Genomic DNA, 18,819 nt, shown 5'->3' on the forward strand with positions numbered 1-18,819 from the left:
GCTGCGCAACCGCAGGTCAACCGGGTACGGGCTTATTGCACGTGGAACGCCGGCGTCGACACCACCTTGCCGTCCACCGTACAGTCCGGCGTCAACGTGGCATTGCTGAACGTCAACGACGATTCCTTGTCGTTCCAGGCCGTCACAACCTTGCTGGGGCCGCAGCTGCCCAGCAGGAACACGTTGACACCAGCGTTGTTGATCGTCAGCTGCGTGGTGGAGTCAGCCTGCCCCGTCCAGGGCGTGGCACCGCTGATGAACCCGCAGAGCGTACCGCCCGTGAACGACGTCGACGTGATGTTGACGACGCCGGTGGGCGTGATCGTGCCGGTAAAGGTGGCCTGGCACTGCGCGGCGGTCGAGCCCTTGGTAAGGTTGGTCGAGCCGGTGACCGAGAACGGCTCGCCGCTCGGGTTCATCGGCTGACCATCGACACGCGAAACGGTCACGGCAAATGCGGGTGCGGCTGCTACGGTGGCAAGTGCGAGTGCAACTGCAAGAGATACGACTTTACGTGTGCTCATTTATTGCCTCACTAGAACTGACGGTTGAAACCGTCTTAAGAATGCAGCGCAAACCGGTTCCCGCTCAATTCACGCCGCGCCAATTAGCCAGGCACAGACAGCCGACACCCGACTAAAACTTGTACGACACCCCAACGAACGTGATGATCGGGTTGGCCTTGAGCGTGGTTTTGGTGGTGGCCAGCGTAGAGCCGTCCGCTGCCTTGATCACGGTGGCGGCTTCCGTCTTGAGCGGCAGGTATGACACCGTGGCCGTCAATGCCCAGCGATCGGTGATGGCATAGCTCGCGCCCAGGTTGAAGATGGCCGACCACGATGCAGACGATTTCCCCTCCACATACGTCGGCCCGGGCTTGCCGGCCCCCGCCGCCAGCACGCCGCCCAGCTCACGGTTCACCGCTGCCGAGAAGTTCGGGTTCAGCTCGATATTGGTGAAGAAGCTGTAGACCACCCCCACGCCCACGAACGGGCGGAACTTCGACTGCGCGTGCCCGAAGTACCACTGCAGGATGACCCCGGGGCTCCACTGCCGCGCCTTGCGCACCGCGGGCTGGTTGGACGGGTCATCCAGATCGACGTGGCCAAGTGCACCCGCCGGCCCAGGCGCGCGAATCACGCCGTGCCCGGTCAGCTTGAACTCGGGCGGCACGCCGGCAATGGTGGTCAGCGCGATGTTGTCGGTAAAGAAGTGCGTGAGGGTGAGGCCCAGCGTGTTGGCGTTGCTTACACGCAGCCCGCTGTTGGGCGACGTGAAGCTACCAGGCAAGCGCAGCGGATCATTGATCGGCGCGTTGATCACGCTGGTGGTCAGGTTGTTGCTCGAGTCCTGCGGCATGATGTGGAACCACCCCACCGTGGCCACGTTGTCACCCGCCTGCTGCGCCATGGCACCTGCGGATGCGCAGGCCGCCACCAATGCGACAGTCAGTTTCTTCATGATGCTTCCCTCCTGTTGTTATGAGCGAGGTGCGGACCGACGTTGCGTCATGGCTACCGCACCTCGTGGCGTGTGATTCCGGAAACGTCACTGCACGAAGGCGCCCACGGTGAAGTACGGGTTCTTCGTATCGCTCATATCCAGGAAGCCGAAGGTCTTGCCGGTGAAGATCAGCTTGCCGGTCGGGGCCGAGCCAGCCGGTGCGCTCGTCTGCGTGGTGCGGATCACGCCGGGTACGGTCTGCGTGAAATCCAGATTCAGCGGACGCGTGAGCGCGACCTGCGACGCATTGAACGGATCGAGCATCGTGGCCTGTGCACCCACCAGCGCAGTGGCGCGGTAGTTGAACGTGCTGTCCACGCCCGTGTACTCGCCGTCTTGCGAACCCTGCGCAATGTTGGTGGTCGGCGCCAGGAACGAGATGCCGGACTCGTCGTCTGCCACCGGCGGGCCAGCAGTCAGATTCGAGTTGGCCGCCCCCACCCGGATGAAGATCGGCACCAGCTGGTTGTACAGCTTGCCCACGATCAGTACGCCCTTGCCGGCCTTGCTCGGATCGAGCGACGACAACGTGGCCGGCACCTGCGGCTGATAATTCGCCGTGGTGAAGGCCGAGGAGTCGGCACGCAGCGTGAGCTTCTGGTTGACCGTCGCGCTCGATGTCAGGCACGCGCCGCCGTTCTTCACGCCCAGGTTGTCGCACTCGGTGTAGGTGCCGTCCGCGTTGATGGTGAAACGCGCATCGACTGCCTGTTGCGAGAAGTTCTGCGACGGCACCTGGTGGTAGCCCAGCTGGTTGTAGTTGCCCGCGATCTTGGTCAGATCCGTCTCGGTGCTCGAGAAGCTGATGAACGGGTAGTACGGGAACGTGGTCTTCGGGATCTTGCCCACGCCGACGATGCCGTCGAACTGGATCGTCGCCCCCGGAATCGTGCCACCCAGCACACCTTGCCCCAGGAAGAAACGCGCCGGCCGGCTTGCATCGAGGCTCGCGTTGTTCAGGCGGAACGCGCATTGATTGAGCTTCTCGGTCGGCAGTGCGGTTTCCTGCGTCAGCGTGCCGGTCTGCACGTTGTTGGGAGCGGTGTCACGTGTGGGCGCCACCGTGCCCGTCGTCACCGGAATCGGCGACGCCAGATACGTGATCTGGTACGTCATCTTGGTGGTATCGAGCTGCACCTTCACCAGTTCGCCCGAACCTGAGCCGCCCGTAAAGACGGTGTTGTAGTCGATCACCTGCGGACACAGGCGCTGGATCACCGGAGCCGGCGGATCATCTCCGCCACCGCCACATGCGGTCACCATCGGTGCGCACGCCAACACGACCAGCCATTTACGCCATTGCATTTGCGTCTCCTCCATGTTGTTGTTCAACTGCGGCGGCACACGCACTTCGCACGCGCCGCCGCATGTGGTTTCGTTGCTGCGTGCCTCACTGGACGAACGCGCCGACCGTGAAGAACGGGTTGAACTTGTTGTTGTTCATGAGCATTGCGTACACGTTGCCCACCCTGACCGCGACGCCCTTGTCGCCCGCCTTGAACAGCGCGACGTTGCCGCTGGCGCCCTGCGCGTTGAAGTCGTTCTGCGCGGTAACGAGCAACTTGCCCGGCGAGGTTTGCGTGTAGTCGAGCGTGAACTGCGCCGTCACCCGCGAGTTGAACGGGTTGATGAAGGCCGCGGTGCCGTTCTGAAACAGCGTTGACGTGTAGTTGGCGGCCAGCGTGGAGACGGCAGTGCCGTCGGTGCAGTTGCCCACCCAGGTGTGGAAGGTGCCACCAGTAAAGCTGCCGGACAGTTCAGGATGGTCGACAGCTGAACCCAGACCGTTGAGGCTGGCAGGGAATCCGCTCGGGCCATTGGAGGTCACCAACCCGCATGCCGATGCACTGGTTGCGCCGATGTAGCCGCCCGCAAGTGCATTGGCGGGAATGGTCGCTACGGGCGTCAGAATCGAAATGCCGATCTGGTCATCCGCCGAGGTCGCCAGCAGGTTGGAATCGACATGCACATAGCCGACACGGATCACCACCGGTACCACCTGACCGTTGAGCTTGCCCGCGATCAGAATCCCCTTGGCCTGGTTTGAAGCAAGAGGCAGAACCAGCGGCGAGACCTGGCCGACATACGCATAAGGCACGTTGGCAGCCGTGGGATTGCTCACGAACACGTTGTCCTGCGAACCATCCGCGTTCAAGCGCCGCGTCCACGGCGTGCCCGTCGTGTGGCATGAGTAGTCGATGCCCTCGGCTGTACATGTACCGTCAGCATTCAACGTTTGTGTCCAGTTGACGGCATCGGGCTCCCAGCCTTGCGGCCCCGTTGTCTGATTGCCAGACCCAGTGGGCGTGACATGTACGCCCACTTCGTTGTAGTGCCCGGCCACTTGCGTGAAGTCGGTCACCGTCTCTGAGAAGCCCAGGAACGGATAGAAATCAAACGAGCGCGAAGGCACCGCGCCAATGACCAGCCCCGGGAGCGGCTGGATACCGTTGAACTGGATCGTCGCCCCCGGAATGCCGCCACCCACGATGCCCTGACCCACAAACAGCGTCGGCGGGTCTTGCGGATTGACGGTGATCGCGTAGCTGTTGTCCGCCGTCTTGCCCGACTGGAGTACGAAGGCGCAGCGGTTCTGCTCAGGCGTCGGCAGGTTGGTCGGATGCACGAACGTGCCGTTGATGGTCAGCCCCTTGCGCGTGTTGTTCACCTGCCCCGCCGAGGTCGGCACCGACGACTCGATGAACTGCATCTGATACGTGTTCTTGCTCGTATCGAACTTGACCTTGATGTACTCGCCACTGCCCGAACCACCGGTGTAGGTGGTGGTGTAGTCCAGCGCAGCCGGGCACAGGCTCGTCGGCGTGGTTGGCGTCGTGTTTGGCCCGCTCGGCGGACAAGAACTACCCGAGCACTGCGCAACGTTCGACGAGCCCGGATCGTCTGCACCGCCGCACCCGCCGATGAACGGCATCGCGACCATGCAACTGGTTGCCATGACAACAAAAAGATGACGTCGACTACCCATGGTTGTCTCCTCACGTTCTAAAACTTGTTGTGTTTTTGCCGGGAAATGCCGGCCAATACCCCGCCCGTCGGCGTACGACAGCCGACAGCGCACGATCTGCCCTGACGGCAGATCAGTCCTGCAAATCAACAGAAACGACGGACGTGTTTTGTCGCGCGCGTTAACTCGTGTAACGCGCTAATCGGTTGGGTGCCGATGCCAAAACCAGTCGGGGTGTGTTGCAGCTAACGCGAGAAACCCGGCTCGCTGCGATGATGACGATGGCGGTGACGCGCGTGGGCACGCGCAGAAGCGGAGTGCTGGAAAGGCCCGTTTTGAATGCGTAACATCCTGTGTCTCCGAAGGTACGCTACTGGCTATTTACTTGTCGTTATGCGTGCCACTATGGTCTGCACAGACTATGAAGTAAATAGAGATTTCATTCAAAACATTGCCCGCAATGCCTCGCGCAAGTAGGTGCGGCGCCATTTGGCGACATTTCAAACAAAGGAATGAATTCGTTTCGTTTGAAGTGTTTTAAACTCCTCCCCCTCACTCGCGGGGGAATATCGTGCGGCGCGACATAACCGAATTATGTCGAAACGGATATATTTCGCGAGATATATGCGCCAGCAAAAATCAGTCCCGATACAGCTCCGCACGGAATAGCAGAAAGCCATTCGACAGAAAGATTTGCGCAAATGGGGAGGTAGACCGGGAGAAAGAATGGTGGGCCCCCCGGGAGTCGAACCCGGCACCAACGGATTATGAGTCCGCTGCTCTAACCAAGCATGAGCTAGAGGCCCAAAGAGCGGCGTCCCGAATGAACAACTGAGGACAACCGACAAAAAATTGACCCGGCGGGTTAGGCCGGGCCATGTGTGCGATTTTACTCGAAAGTGGGCAGAAACCCACCTCCGAGCATCAATCCGCTACTGATTAGCTGCCCTCGAGGAAGCTCTTCAGCTTGTCCGAACGGCTCGGGTGGCGCAGCTTGCGCAGCGCCTTCGCTTCGATCTGGCGGATACGCTCACGCGTCACGTCGAACTGCTTGCCGACTTCTTCGAGCGTGTGGTCGGTGCTCATCTCGATACCGAAACGCATGCGCAGCACCTTGGCTTCGCGCGGCGTCAGCGAGTCGAGCACGTCCTTCACCACGCCGCGCATGGAGCCATGCAGCGCCGCTTCGGCCGGGGCCAGCGTGTTCGTATCCTCGATGAAGTCGCCCAGATGGGAGTCGTCGTCGTCACCGATCGGCGTTTCCATGGAGATCGGTTCCTTCGCGATCTTCATGATCTTGCGGATCTTGTCTTCCGGCATCTCCATCTTCTCGGCCAGCGTTGCCGGATCCGGCTCGTTGCCGGTTTCCTGCAGGATCTGACGCGAGATGCGGTTCATCTTGTTGATCGTCTCGATCATGTGCACCGGAATCCGGATGGTGCGCGCCTGGTCGGCGATCGAACGCGTAATGGCCTGACGGATCCACCACGTGGCGTACGTCGAGAACTTGTAGCCGCGACGGTATTCGAACTTGTCCACCGCCTTCATCAGGCCGATGTTGCCTTCCTGGATCAGGTCGAGGAACTGCAGACCGCGGTTCGTGTACTTCTTGGCAATCGAGATCACCAGACGCAGGTTGGCCTCGGTCATCTCGCGCTTGGCTTCGCGCGCACGGCGCTCGCCTTCCGACATCTTGCGGTTGACGTCCTTCAGCTCCGACAACGGCAGCACCACGCGCGCCTGCAGGTCGATCAGTTTCTGCTGCAGCTCATGCACGGCCGGCACGTTACGCTCGACGATGGTGCTGTACGGCTTGCCGTCGGCCACCACGGTGTCGATCCACTTGAGGTTGGTCTCGTTGCCCGGGAAGCGCGAAACGAACTCACCGCGCGGCATGCCGCACTTGTCGACCACGATGTTCAGGATGGCACGTTCCAGCTTGCGGACTTCGTCCACCTGACCGCGCAGCGTGTCGCACAGACGCTCGACGTTACGTGCGGTAAAGCGGATGCACATCAGTTCGGCCTGGATAGCCTCCTGCGCCTTCACGTACGACTTGGACTTGTAGCCTTCCTTCTCGAAGGCACGGCGCATCTTGTCGAACTGGTCGGCGATCACGCCAAACTTGACCAGCGCAGCCTGCTTGAGCTCTTCGAGTTGACGGGCCGAAGCGGCGGCAGCGCCAGCACCTTCGTCGTCCTCGTCTTCCTCTTCGTCGGCTTCCTCTTCGGCTTCTTCTTCCTCGAAGTCCTCTTCTTCCTCGGCTGCAGCGGCAGCGTCGGCTTCAGCGTTCGGGTCGATCAAGCCGTCGATGTACTCGTCGATCTTGGCTTCGTCGTTGGCGACGCGCTCGCCCATGGCGAGGATTTCCGAAATGGTGACCGGGCAGGCCGAGATGGCCATGACCATGTCCTTCAGGCCGGCTTCGATGCGCTTGGCGATGACGATTTCGCCTTCGCGCGTCAGCAGTTCGACCGTGCCCATTTCGCGCATGTACATACGCACCGGGTCGGTCGTGCGGCCGAACTCGGAGTCAACCGTCGACAGCGCGGCTTCGGCTTCTTCTTCCGCCTCTTCTTCCGTGGTGACGGAAGGCGCGTTGTCGTTCAGGAGCAGCGTTTCGGCGTCCGGAGCCTGCTCGTACACGGCAACGCCGATGTCGTTGAGCGTGGCGACCAACGTTTCCAGCGACTCCACGTCGACCATGTCGTCGGGGAGGTGGTCGTTGATTTCGGCGTAGGTCAGGTAGCCGCGCGATTTGCCCAGCTTGATCAACGCCTTGAGCTTCTGGCGGCGAGCCTCGAGCTCTTCTTCCGAACCGCCTTGCTGCGAAGCAGCAAATTCCTTGAGCAGGGCTTTTTCCTTGGCCTTGCGGTCACGGGCCTTCAGCTTTTCGGTTTTCGGTGCCGGAGCGGCGGGGGTGTCAAATTCTTCAGTCACGTCCGTGCTGCTGTCATCGTCTGCCTGCGTTTCTGCCTTGGGCTTGCGGCCGCGCTTTTTGGGCTCGGCTGCTGCTTCGGCGCGAGGCGCAGGAGGAGTTGTGGGGGTGGCCTCTGCCTGGGCGGTGCGCTTGGTGTCTTCCGCGGTTGCCTTGACTGGCTTGGCTGCGGTGCTGGTACGAGCGGTACCCGTTTTGGTTGCGCTTGCGCTGGCAGGGGTCTGCTTGCTCTCGACTTCGGTAGCTTTCGATTTCGCCACGGTGGTTGTCTTGCCCTTGAGTGCGACTGAAGCGGCTGTTTTGCCGCCAGGTCTGGCGCTCGTGCTGATCGACGTCGAGACCTTGTCTGCAGTTGAAGACTGGATTGCGCTTTTTGCGCGCGCTGCTGCCTTGACGGGCTTGGCGGCGACGGTGATCTCGGCGGTCTGGCGCGGCTGGGCTTTCCCCGTCTTTGCCGGCACAGTCGCCTTTGTTACCGCCTGCCCCATATGGCTCCGACCATTCGCGACTTTCGCCGTTCCCGCTGGGGTCTTTCCTCCTCCGGCGCCGTGCGCCGATGAGGATCGCGTGGCAGAAACAGAAGCAGGACTGGCCTTGGAACCGGTCTTCGCGGAGGTCTTCACCTTCACCATGGGCACGCTCACTCCCCCAAAATGGGAAAAAGATATTGCAATCCGAACCGGCTATTCTAGCACGCCAGACCAGCCGGTCTAAGTGAAAATCGGGTTTTCGCCTGAAAAATCAAGGGGCTACCCGCAATCGCCCGCCCCAGTTAGGTTTGTGCCGGGACGTGCGCACTACTCAAGCTACCGGCGACTGGTCTCGCTTAACAGCCAACGCATACGCTCTCTATCGTCATCGCTGGCGTGACCGCTTTCTACCTTGCGCAGCAACATCTCAAGCTCGCGCTTGTGCGACGCAAGAAGCATCTTTTGCACAGCGCTATCGAACTCCATGGTGGCCGGCTCCAGCTCGATATCGTCCTCGAGGACAGTCACGCGCAGTCCGGCGAAGGCTTCGGCATACGGCGTCTGGCCAAGGCGCTCGACAAAGGCGCCAAAGTGCATTTCGGGGCTCGCGGCATCGCATTCGGCCAGCAGCCCTGCCAATACCTCACCTTGGGGCAATTCCGGCGCTGTCAACTGGGCGCGCGCATTCGCATCGAGCCGAGCAGCCAGGGCGGGATAGCGCATCAGCAGGCGCAGCAGTTTTTGCTCCAGCGCGGTTGGTGCGGTACGCGCCACACGCGGACGCTTCTGCGTCATGCGGCCGGCCTGGGCGGGGTCGCTGCGCAGGCCACATAGCGCCTCGATGTCGGCGGGTGTGGTGCCGGTCATGTCGGCCAGGCCGCGGACGATCTGCAGGCGCAAGCCGCCGGACGGCATCGCGGTCAGCAGCGGCTTGGCTTCGTACTGGGCGCGGGCGCGGCCTTCTGGCTGGCGTAGGTCGAGGTCTTCCGTCACGGCCTGCAGCAGGAAGCGCGACAGCGGCATGGCGTTGTGCACTTCGCGGGCGAAGGCTTCGGTGCCCTCTTCACGGACGAAACTGTCCGGGTCGTGTTCCGACGGCAGGAACAGGAACTTGATCGTTTTGTTGTCGGTGGCGTGCGGCAGACATGCTTCCAGGGCCCGGCGCGCGGCGCGGCGCCCAGCGGAATCCCCGTCAAACGAGAAGATGACGGTATCGACCTGTCGCAACAGCTTCTGCACGTGGATCGGCGTGCAAGCCGTGCCCAGCGTGGCGACGGCATTGGCAAACCCAAGCTGCGCCAGCGCGACGACGTCCATGTAGCCTTCCACGACCAGCACGTAGTCCAACTCGCGGATGGCGTTGCGCGCCTCGAACAGGCCGTACAGCTCGGTGCCCTTGCTGAAAAGCGGCGTCTCGGGGGAGTTGAGGTATTTCGGCTCGCCCTGCCCCAGCACCCGGCCGCCAAAGCCGATCACCACGCCCTTGGTATTGCGGATGGGGAACATGATGCGATCGCGGAAGCGATCGTAGCGGCGGTGCGAGCCGTCGGCGCTGGTCTTCTCGCTTTCGATGACGAGGCCGGCTTCGATGAGGGGCGCGGCGGTGGCGTCTTCGCGGTACGGGCCGAACACAGCCTCGAGCGATTGCCAGTCGTCCGGCGCATAGCCGAGGCCGAAGTGTGCGGCGATCTCGCCGGTCAGACCGCGACCCTTGAGGTATTGGATGGCGTTGGGGGCGCTGCGCAGTTGCTTGCGGTAGTGCTCGCAGGCGCGCGCCATGATGTCGCCGAGTGCGACGGTCTTGGCTTGCTGCTCGGCGCGTGCGGCCGGCGGCAAGCCACCGCGCTCTTCCGGCACCACCATGCCGACGGACTGCGCGAGGTCCTTGATGGCCTCCACATACGACAGCCCGGAAAACTCCATCAGGAAGCCGATGGCCGAACCGTGCGCGCCGCAGCCGAAGCAGTGATAGAACTGCTTGGTGGGCGACACCGAGAACGACGGCGACTTCTCGTTATGGAACGGGCACAGCCCCATGAAATTGGCGCCGCCCTTCTTCAATTGCACGTAGCGGCCCACCACGTCGACGATATCGACGCGGTTGAGCAGGTCGTCAATGAACGGCTGCGGGATCACGCGGAGTGCGCCCCTTGGGTATTGCGATTGCGGAAGGGAATCAGGTGCCGGTCAGCGCGGCCTTCACGCGCGCCGAGACTTGCGTCATGTCGGCACGGCCAGCCAGGGCCGGCTTGAGGATGCCCATGACCTTGCCCATGTCCTGCGGGCCGGCGGCACCGGCCTTGGCCACGGCGTCACGCACAGCGGCGTCGACTTCGGCTTCCGACAGTTGCGCCGGCATGTAGACCTGCAGCACGGTGATTTCAGCAGCTTCCTTGGCGGCCAGATCTTCGCGGCTGGCTTGCTGGAACGCGGTGATAGAGTCCTTGCGCTGCTTGATCATCTTGTCGACCACGGCCAGCACGGCGGCGTCATCCAACTCGATGCGCTCATCCACCTCGCGCTGCTTGATGGCGGCCTGCAGCAGGCGGATCGTGCCCAGACGATCCATTTCCTTGGCGCGCATGGCGGCCTTCATGTCTTCCGTGATCTGTGCCTTCAGGGACATTCAAAAACTCCGATAAACGGCAAAACCCGCTTGGGCAGCGGCCCAGCGGGTTGCAAACTGAGAAAAGTGGATCACTGATCGTAGCACAGAACCACGACAGTTCTAGGACCGATCGGTGGGGTCAGCGGGCGGAGGCGGCCTCCCCTGCCGCAACAGCGGAGGCCCAGGCCCACTGGAAGTTATAGCCGCCAAGCCAGCCCGTCACGTCGACCACCTCACCGATAAAGTACAGGCCGGGGACAGATTGCGCCTCCATCGTGGCGGACGACAACGCACGCGTATCGACGCCACCACGTGTGACCTCGGCCTTGCGGTAGCCCTCACTGCCGGACGGCGTCAGCTTCCAGCCGTTGAGCGCGCCGCCAAGCGTACGCAGCAGCTTGTCGGGCAAGTCGGCAATTTGCGCGTGCGGGTTAGCGCCATGCGTGGCGCACCAAGCCTGCGCAACGCGCTCCGGCAGGCGCTGCGCCAGCACCGTCCCGAGCTGCTTGCGCGAGCCGGATTTCTCGTCGCACAGCCACTGCGCGGCGTCGACTTCCGGCAGCAGATCGATGGCAAGCGGTTGGCCAGAGTTCCAGAAGCTTGAGATTTGCAGCACTGCCGGGCCAGACAAGCCACGGTGCGTGAGCAGCAAATCTTCGCGGAACGTCGTGGCACCGCCCTTCCTCCCACCCTTGCCGGCGGCTGCAGGCTGCGCGACCGTCACATCCACCTCCATCGACACGCCGGAGAGCGCAGAGAACGGTGCCCAATGCTCGGCGTTGAAGGTGAGCGGCACCAGCGCCGGGTGCGTCTCGACAATCTTCAGCCCGAACTGGCGGGCAATGCGGTAGCCGAAATCCGTCGCGCCAATTTTCGGGATGGACAAACCGCCCGTAGCGATCACCAGCTTGTTGGCGACGATCTCGCCCGCGCTGGTCGACAGGCGATAGGCATCACCGTCCTTGCCCACTTCGGCGATCGAGCAGCCCGTGCGCCAGATGACATTGCCCTTCTCGCACTCGGCTTCGAGCATGCGGATGATGTCTTCCGCGCTGTCGTCGCAGAAGAGCTGGCCCTTGTGCTTCTCGTGATAGGGGATGCGATAGCTGGAGACGAGGCTGACGAAATCCTGCACCGTGTACCGTGCCAGCGCCGAGCGGCAGAAATGCGGATTGTTCGACAGGTAGTTGGCCGGCCCCGCGTTGATATTGGTGAAATTGCAGCGCCCGCCGCCCGAGATACGGATCTTCTCGGCCAGCTTCGTCGTGTGGTCGATGAGCACCACGCGCGCGCCGCGCTGCCCGGCCACGGCCGCACACATCATCCCGGCCGCGCCTGCGCCAATCACTGCTACATCGCACCGCATCATGATCGTCGCGCCGCCTCTGTCTATGCTTGAAAACCGCGCATTTTAGCTTGTGCTATCTTCGGCGCCTTCCTACGGATTTCTTCCTTCACTCGCCATGCTGGTCCTCGGCATCGAATCTTCCTGTGACGAAACCGGCGTCGCGCTGTACGACACGGCTGACGGCCTGCGCGCGCATGCGCTGTATTCGCAGATCGCCATGCACCGCGAATACGGCGGCGTCGTGCCCGAACTGGCCTCGCGCGACCACATCCGCCGCGTGATTCCGCTGCTGGAAGAGGTGCTCGGCAAGGCTGGCGCCACGCGCGCGGACGTCGACGCCATCGCCTATACCAAAGGCCCTGGGCTGGCTGGCGCGCTGCTGGTCGGCGCCTCCGTGGCGAATGCGCTGGCGTTTGCACTAGGCAAGCCGCTGGTGGGTGTGCACCACTTGGAGGGGCATCTGCTCTCGCCGCTGCTGGAGGCGGATCGACCCGAGTTTCCGTTCCTGGCGCTGCTCGTCTCTGGCGGCCACACGCAGCTGATGCGCGTGGATGCCGTCGGCCAGTACACGTTGCTCGGCGAGACGCTGGACGATGCTGCCGGCGAGGCCTTTGACAAGACCGCCAAGCTCCTCGGCCTCGGCTACCCCGGCGGCCCAGCCGTCTCGCGCCTCGCCGAATTCGGCAACCCGGGCGTGTTCGACCTGCCCCGGCCGATGCTGCACTCAGGCAATTTCGATTTCTCGTTCGCAGGCTTGAAGACAGCGGTACTCACGCAGGTGCGCAAGCTGAATCTGACCGACAGCGAAACGTGTCACCAGCCGCGTGCCGACCTGGCCCGTGCGTTTGTCGATGCCATCGTCGAGGTACTCGTCAAGAAGACGCTGCGCGCCGCGCGAGAGCATGGCCTCAAGCGCATCGTCGTGGCCGGTGGTGTGGGTGCCAACCGCCAGTTGCGCGAAGGCCTGAACACCGAGGGCAAGAAGCGCGGTCTGCGCGTCTACTACCCTGACCTGCAGTTCTGCACCGATAACGGCGCGATGATTGCCTTTGCCGGCGCGATGCGGCTTCAAGCTGATCCCACGCAAGTGCAGGACGGCTACGGCTACGGCGTCACACCACGCTGGGATCTCGAAGACATCCGCATCCAGCAAGCATGAAAAAAGCCGCTCGGTTGAGCGGCTTTTTCGTTACTGCGATGTCGATTACTTGTCGAGACGCTTATCGCGCTCGATCAGCGCATAGGCGCTGTGATTGTGGATCGACTCGAAGTTCTCGGCTTCCAGCGTGTAGGCGACGATGCGATCGTCCTGGTTCAGGCGCATGGCGATGTCGCGCACCAGGTCTTCCACGAACTTCGGGTTCTCGTACGCGCGCTCGGTCACGAACTTCTCGTCCGGACGCTTGAGCAGGCCCCACAGCTCGCACGACGCCTCTTCTTCGGCCATGCGGATCAGCGATTCGACCGGCGTATCGGCGGCCAGCTCGGCGTCGATCGTGATGTGCGAGCGCTGGTTGTGCGCACCGTACTGCGAGATCTTCTTCGAGCACGGGCACAGGCTCGTCACCGGCACCAGCGCCTTGACGCGCACCTTGGTGTGGCCGTCGCGCACTTCGCCGATCATCGTCACTTCATAGTCCATCAGCGACTGCACGCCCGACACCGGGGCCGTCTTGCTGACGAAATACGGGAAGTGGACTTCGATGCGGCCAGCGTCGGCTTCGAGCTTCTCCAGCATCTTTTCCAGCAGCAGCTGGAATTGCGCCAGGTTCAGCGGCTCGCGCTCTTCTTCGAGCAGCGCGACGAAGCGCGACATGTGCGTGCCCTTCTGATCGGCGGGCAGGTGCACATCCAGGTTGTACGTACCGACGGTGTTCTGCACGCCCGACGGGGTCTGCAGCGACATCGGGTAACGCACGCCACGCACGCCCACGCGTTGAATCGGGATCTGGCGGGTGTCGTGGCTGGACTGCACATCCGGCATCACGAAGGCTGGGTTCATATCGTTCATGATCGGTTTCCTTTACGGTCGCCCGGCCATCGCAGTCGGCCGGTACGCAACGAGTGTGAAACCGCGGAACCTGGCTGATGGTGATCACTCCTCAAGTGATCTGATCAACCCATCCCGCGACTGCGCACACAATTTACAAATTGGACTGGCGGAGTGTAAGGGAAATTTCCTACCTCTGCAGTCAACTACTCAAACCCGCAAGCGCTATGCGGGTGATTGAATCTGCCTATCGCGCAAGGTGACTCAGGCGACACGCGGCGCCGCTGCGCGCGGCGGCACGTCAAAGCGCTCGCGGATGGAAGCGAGGATGCCGTTGGCATCCAACCCACATTGCGCCAGCAGCGCGGCGTGGTCTCCGTGATCGACAAAGCGGTCGGGCAGGCCCAGTTGCAGCACGGGCGTTGCGACACCGGCGGCAGCCAGGGCTTCCACGCAGGCGCTGCCGGCACCGCCCATCACGCAGCCCTCTTCCACCGTGACGACGTAATCGTGCGTGCGTGCCATGTCCAGCACGCAGGCCACATCGAGCGGTTTGACGAAGCGCATGTTGACGATGCTTGCATCCAGGCGCTCGGCCGCCGCCGAAGCCGGCGCGACCATCGAGCCGAATGCCAGGATCGCGACGCGCTGCCCCGCCGGAGCCGTCGATGCACGGCGCACCTCGGCCTTGCCCAGCGGCAGCGGTTCGAGCGTCGGCTGCACTGCGACACCCGCGCCGGCACCGCGCGGATAGCGCACCGCCGTTGGGCAATCCTGCGCAAACGCTGTGCTCAGCAGTTGGCGGCATTCGTTCTCGTCCGCCGGCGTCATCACCATCATGTTGGGGATGCAACGCAGGAAGGCGATGTCGTAGGCACCGGCATGCGTGGCGCCATCCGCGCCGACCAGGCCGGCGCGATCCAGCGCAAACACGACCGGCAGATTCTGCAGCGCCACGTCATGGATCAACTGGTCATAGCCGCGCTGCAGGAACGTCGAATAGATGGCGACGACAGGCTTCAGGCCCTCGCACGCGAGGCCACCGGCAAACGTCACGGCATGCTGCTCGGCAATGCCAACGTCGTAGTAGCGATCAGGAAAGCGTCGCTCAAACTCCACCATGCCGGAGCCCTCACGCATGGCGGGCGTGATGCCGACCAGGCGCTTGTCAGCCGCAGCCATGTCGCACAGCCAGTTGCCGAACACCTGCGTGTACGTCAACTTGGCCGGCCGCGTGGCGGGCTTGATGCCCTCTTGCGGGTTGAACTTGCCCGGGCCGTGATAAAGGATCGGGTCGGCCTCCGCCAGCTTGTAGCCCTGGCCCTTCTTGGTGACCACGTGCAAGAACTGCGGTCCGCCGCCTTCCAGCGCGCGCTTGCGGATGTTCTGCAGCGTCGGCACGAGCGACTCGAGATCGTGCCCGTCGATCGGACCGATGTAGTTGAAGCCGAACTCCTCGAACATCGTAGCCGGCACGAACATGCCCTTGGTGTGTTCCTCGAAACGCTTGGCGAATTCAAGCACCGGCGGCGCCACCGACAGCAGCTTCTCCACGCCCTTCTTGGTGGCCGCGTAGAACTGGCCGCTCATGAGGCGCGCAAGGTAGCGGTTGAGCGCCCCCACTGGCGGCGAGATCGACATGTCGTTGTCGTTGAGCACCACGACCAACGGCAGATTCTTGTAGATGCCGGCGTTGTTCATGGCCTCGAAGGCCATGCCAGCCGTCATCGCACCATCGCCGATCACGGCAATGGCGACGCGGTCCTCACCGTTGGTCTTGGCGCCCAGGGCCATGCCCAGCGCAGCAGAGATCGACGTGGACGAGTGCGCCGTGCCGAACGTGTCGTACGGGCTCTCGCTGCGGCGCGGGAAGCCGGAAATGCCATCCAGCTGGCGCAATGACCCCATCTGCTCGCGGCGGCCGGTGAGGATCTTGTGCGGATAGCTCTGGTGGCCGACATCCCACACGATGCGGTCTTCCGGCGTGTTGAAGACGTAGTGCAGCGCGATGGTCAGCTCGACCGTGCCCAGGTTCGACGACAGGTGGCCGCCCGTCTGCGAGACGGAATCGAGCACAAAGGCTCGCAGCTCACTGGCCAGGGGGCCGAGCTGGCGGCGGTCCAGTCGGCGCAAGTCGGCCGGATCGTCGATGGTGTTGAGAAGTTCGTACGTCATGTGGGGCCGCCGCTCAGGCGCTCAAACGTTTTTGGGCAAAGACGTCTACTGTCTCTGCAATGTTGTTCAGTGGCCACGCCGCACGATCAGGTCGGCCATCTCGGCCAATCGGACGGTGCGGGCTTCGCCCAATTCACGGGCGAGCTGTGCAACCGCCGCACCCGCAGCGGCATGCAGCGCATCGGCCAGCGCCCGAGCCTTGTCCAACCCAAGGATGGACACATAGGTCGGCTTGTCATTGGCCTCGTCCTTGCCGGCGGTCTTGCCCAGCGTGGCGGTATCGGCCGTCACGTCGAGGATGTCGTCGACCACCTGGAACGCCAGGCCGACGGCACCCGCGTAGGCATCCACCTGTTCCAGCGCAGGGGCATTCACGCCAGCACACAGCGCACCCATGCGCAGGCTCGCGCGCAGCAGTGCGCCGGTCTTCATGCGGTGCATCGCCTCCAGTGCTTCCTGTGAAAGCGCAATGCCGACGCTCTGCAGATCGATTGCCTGGCCGCCCGCCATCCCCAGCGAACCCGACGCACGCGCCAACTCGCCCACCAGTACCGCGCGGGTCGCCGGGTTCACTGCACCCAGCTCAGCCAGCACGATAAAGGCCTGGGTCTGCAGCGCGTCCCCCACCAGCAAAGCCGTCGCTTCATCATAGGCGCGATGCACGGTTGGGCGGCCGCGGCGCAGGTCGTCGTCGTCCATGCAAGGCATGTCATCGTGGACCAGCGAATAGGCGTGGATCATCTCCACCGCACAGCTCACGCCATCGAGTGCTTCGGGCGATGCCTCACCCAGCGCACCGGCAGCATGCGCCAGCAGCGGGCGCACGCGCTTGCCGGCCCCCAGCGTGGCGTAGCGCATGGCGGCGTGCAGGCGTTGCGGCACCACGGTCTCGGCCGGCAAAGCGCGCTCCAGCGCGGTTTCCGTCCGTGCGACCACGGACGTCATCCATTGGGCGAATTCGGATTGGACCTGCGCGCTCATGCGCCGCCCTGTTCGTTCGTGTTGCTGTCGTCAGCCAGCGGCTTCAGGGCATCGCCGTCGAGCACACGGACCTGCTGCTCGACGCGCTCCAGCACCTGCTGGCAATACTTGACCAGCTCGGCCCCGCGGCGATACGCCGCAAGCGAGGCCTCCAGCGGCAGTTCGCCCGATTCCATGCTGGCAACAAGGGTTTCGAGTTCGGCCATGGCCGCTTCATAGGAAGCCGGCGTGGCGGGTGGGGAGGCGGACGCGTCGCTCGAGGCAACGCTTGGGGCACGGGGCATGCCAGTTGCGAATCAGAAAAGGACAGTCTGGCATTTTACGGCAATTCCACGGGCGTTCTGCGCACATCGCGCAAGGCACCGGACAGTGACTGGTGGCCACCCGTAGCGTGCTCACCTGGCTGACAACCGTCTGACCAACAGCCGAAAGATGTCGAAAATCAGGGACTTATCAAATCCCCTGGGGTACAATCGCCCCCTTCCTCCAAAGGCCGGGCCGGCACATGCCGTTCCGTATGGTGGTTTGGGTCTGTTGGCCCATCAAACGTATGGTCGTTGGCCCAAGCGGGGGCCGACAGCGCTCGTTTCCTATTTCAACAGACCCCGGCGACCCGCCGATGGCGTCCTTTCCCAAATCGAATTTTTCATCGAATTTTTCGATGGTTGGGTTGTTCACTACTTTCACCGTTATTGGGAGTGGGGATAATGTCCAATCTCAGCGCCGCACTGAACCTGGTGCCGTCTGAAACCCAGTTGCCCGTCTCTGCCTACTTTGACGAGGCGCTGTATCAAACTGAAATCGAACGTCTGTTCAAGCATGGCCCCGGTTACGTCGGCCATGAGTTGATGGTCCCGGAAGTTGGCGACTATCACACGCTTGCCGCCGAGGCCGAAGGCCGTGTGCTGGTACGCAATCCGAACGGCGTCGAACTGCTCTCCAACGTGTGCCGGCATCGCCAGGCAATCATGCTCAATGGGCGCGGCAATGCCCAGAACATCGTGTGTCCGCTGCACCGCTGGACGTATGACCTGAAAGGCGACCTACTGGGCGCGCCGCACTTCGAGCAGCAACCGTGCGTGCACCTGTCGCGCTCGCCGCTGCAGAACTGGAACGGGCTGCTGTTCGAGGGCAAGCGCGACGTGCGCGAAGACCTCGCCCGCCTGGGCGTGGCGCGCGATCTCGACTTCTCGGGCTACATGCTCGACCACGTTGAGGTGCACGAGTGCAACTACAACTGGAAGACCTTCATCGAGGTGTACCTCGAGGACTACCACGTCGTGCCCTTCCATCCGGGCCTCGGCCAGTTCGTCTCGTGTGACGATCTGGAGTGGGAGTTCGGCGAGTGGCACAGCGTGCAGACGGTCGGTCTCCATGCCGGTTTGCGCAAACCGGGCACGCCCACGTACCAGAAGTGGCATGACGCCGTGCTGCGCTTCAACAACGGCGAGATGCCCAAGTACGGCGCGGTGTGGCTGACGTACTACCCGAACGTGATGGTCGAGTGGTACCCGAACGTGCTGGTGGTCTCGACGCTGCATCCGATGGGCCCGAACAAGACACGCAACGTGGTCGAGTTCTATTACCCGGAAGAGATCGTCCTGTTCGAACGCGAATTCGTCGAAGCGGAGCGTGCCGCCTACATGGAAACCTGCATCGAGGACGACGAGATTGCCGAGCGCATGGACGCCGGCCGCGCAGCGCTGATGAAGCGCGGCGTGAGCGAAGTCGGTCCGTATCAGTCGCCCATGGAAGACGGCATGCAGCACTTCCACGAGTGGTATCGGCGCGTGATGCGCTACTAACGGCTGGCCGACCGTAGGCATCCGCCGCCTTCCGCG

General features: G+C 63.0%; 15 protein-coding genes and 1 tRNA gene. 3 read left to right on the top strand and 13 right to left on the bottom strand.

Going from position 1 to position 18,819, the window contains the following annotated elements; all coding sequences use genetic code 11:
• Nucleotides 1–32 precede the first annotated feature (32 nt).
• The 6 genes from C404_RS60280 to rpoD all read right to left on the bottom strand — a co-directional run bounded on the left by C404_RS60280 (nt 33) and on the right by rpoD (nt 7,894).
• A complete protein-coding gene (locus C404_RS60280; RefSeq protein ID WP_021195118.1) occupies nt 33–524 on the bottom strand; it encodes a hypothetical protein in 492 nt (163 codons plus the stop codon).
• A gap of 112 nt (nt 525–636) precedes the next feature.
• Nucleotides 637–1,461, bottom strand: a complete 825-nt coding sequence (locus C404_RS43670) for an OmpW/AlkL family protein (protein WP_021195119.1) — start codon at nt 1,459–1,461, stop codon at nt 637–639.
• 87 nt (nt 1,462–1,548) lie between these two features.
• Nucleotides 1,549–2,808: a DUF2957 domain-containing protein gene (locus C404_RS43675; protein ID WP_031329424.1), complete on the bottom strand. Its 1,260-nt coding sequence runs from the start codon at nt 2,806–2,808 to the stop codon at nt 1,549–1,551.
• A gap of 85 nt (nt 2,809–2,893) precedes the next feature.
• Nucleotides 2,894–4,489 carry a DUF2957 domain-containing protein gene (locus C404_RS43680; RefSeq protein ID WP_037011702.1) on the bottom strand — a complete coding sequence of 532 codons (1,596 nt, stop codon included), beginning with the start codon at nt 4,487–4,489 and terminating at the stop codon, nt 2,894–2,896.
• Between the two features lie 706 nt (nt 4,490–5,195).
• A tRNA-Ile gene (locus tag C404_RS43685) sits at nt 5,196–5,274 on the bottom strand.
• Nucleotides 5,275–5,407: 133 nt separating this feature from the next.
• Nucleotides 5,408–7,894, bottom strand: coding sequence for an RNA polymerase sigma factor RpoD (rpoD, locus tag C404_RS43690; protein ID WP_021195122.1), 2,487 nt, complete (start codon nt 7,892–7,894; stop codon nt 5,408–5,410).
• A gap of 79 nt (nt 7,895–7,973) precedes the next feature.
• On the opposite strand from rpoD, the gene C404_RS60285 reads away from it, so the two are divergent.
• Nucleotides 7,974–8,120: a hypothetical protein gene (locus tag C404_RS60285; RefSeq protein ID WP_156667244.1), complete on the top strand. Its 147-nt coding sequence runs from the start codon at nt 7,974–7,976 to the stop codon at nt 8,118–8,120.
• A gap of 92 nt (nt 8,121–8,212) precedes the next feature.
• On the opposite strand, the gene dnaG is transcribed toward C404_RS60285, so the two are convergent.
• The 3 genes from dnaG to C404_RS43705 all read right to left on the bottom strand — a co-directional run bounded on the left by dnaG (nt 8,213) and on the right by C404_RS43705 (nt 11,853).
• Nucleotides 8,213–10,012 (bottom strand): DNA primase, encoded by a 1,800-nt coding sequence (gene dnaG / locus C404_RS43695; protein WP_021195123.1) that lies wholly within the window; start codon nt 10,010–10,012, stop codon nt 8,213–8,215.
• A 40-nt stretch (nt 10,013–10,052) separates the two neighbouring features.
• Nucleotides 10,053–10,502, bottom strand: a complete 450-nt coding sequence (locus C404_RS43700; protein ID WP_021195124.1) for a GatB/YqeY domain-containing protein — start codon at nt 10,500–10,502, stop codon at nt 10,053–10,055.
• A 121-nt stretch (nt 10,503–10,623) separates the two neighbouring features.
• Nucleotides 10,624–11,853 carry an NAD(P)/FAD-dependent oxidoreductase gene (locus tag C404_RS43705; protein ID WP_031329427.1) on the bottom strand — a complete coding sequence of 410 codons (1,230 nt, stop codon included), beginning with the start codon at nt 11,851–11,853 and terminating at the stop codon, nt 10,624–10,626.
• A gap of 94 nt (nt 11,854–11,947) precedes the next feature.
• Here C404_RS43705 and tsaD point away from each other — a divergent pair, with 94 nt between their 5' ends.
• Complete coding sequence (gene tsaD, locus C404_RS43710) at nt 11,948–12,991, top strand: tRNA (adenosine(37)-N6)-threonylcarbamoyltransferase complex transferase subunit TsaD (protein ID WP_021195126.1); 1,044 nt, start codon at nt 11,948–11,950, stop codon at nt 12,989–12,991.
• Nucleotides 12,992–13,036: 45 nt separating this feature from the next.
• Here tsaD and folE2 read toward each other — a convergent pair whose 3' ends face one another.
• From folE2 to C404_RS0129995, 4 genes are all read right to left on the bottom strand, one after another.
• Nucleotides 13,037–13,843, bottom strand: a complete 807-nt coding sequence (folE2, locus tag C404_RS43715) for a GTP cyclohydrolase FolE2 (protein ID WP_021195127.1) — start codon at nt 13,841–13,843, stop codon at nt 13,037–13,039.
• 243 nt (nt 13,844–14,086) lie between these two features.
• Entirely contained in the window at nt 14,087–15,997 is a 1,911-nt protein-coding gene (dxs, locus tag C404_RS43720) for a 1-deoxy-D-xylulose-5-phosphate synthase (protein WP_021195128.1), read from the bottom strand.
• A 66-nt stretch (nt 15,998–16,063) separates the two neighbouring features.
• Complete coding sequence (locus C404_RS43725) at nt 16,064–16,978, bottom strand: polyprenyl synthetase family protein (protein ID WP_021195129.1); 915 nt, start codon at nt 16,976–16,978, stop codon at nt 16,064–16,066.
• Entirely contained in the window at nt 16,975–17,262 is a 288-nt protein-coding gene (locus C404_RS0129995) for an exodeoxyribonuclease VII small subunit (RefSeq protein ID WP_031329428.1), read from the bottom strand. Before C404_RS0129995 ends, C404_RS43725 begins: the two co-directional genes overlap by 4 nt.
• 423 nt (nt 17,263–17,685) lie before the next feature.
• Here C404_RS0129995 and C404_RS43730 point away from each other — a divergent pair, with 423 nt between their 5' ends.
• Nucleotides 17,686–18,783, top strand: a complete 1,098-nt coding sequence (locus C404_RS43730; RefSeq protein ID WP_021195131.1) for an aromatic ring-hydroxylating oxygenase subunit alpha — start codon at nt 17,686–17,688, stop codon at nt 18,781–18,783.
• The last annotated feature ends 36 nt before the right edge of the window (nt 18,784–18,819 follow it).

The organism is Ralstonia sp. AU12-08 (assembly GCF_000442475.1).
Lineage (GTDB): Bacteria > Pseudomonadota > Gammaproteobacteria > Burkholderiales > Burkholderiaceae > Ralstonia > Ralstonia insidiosa.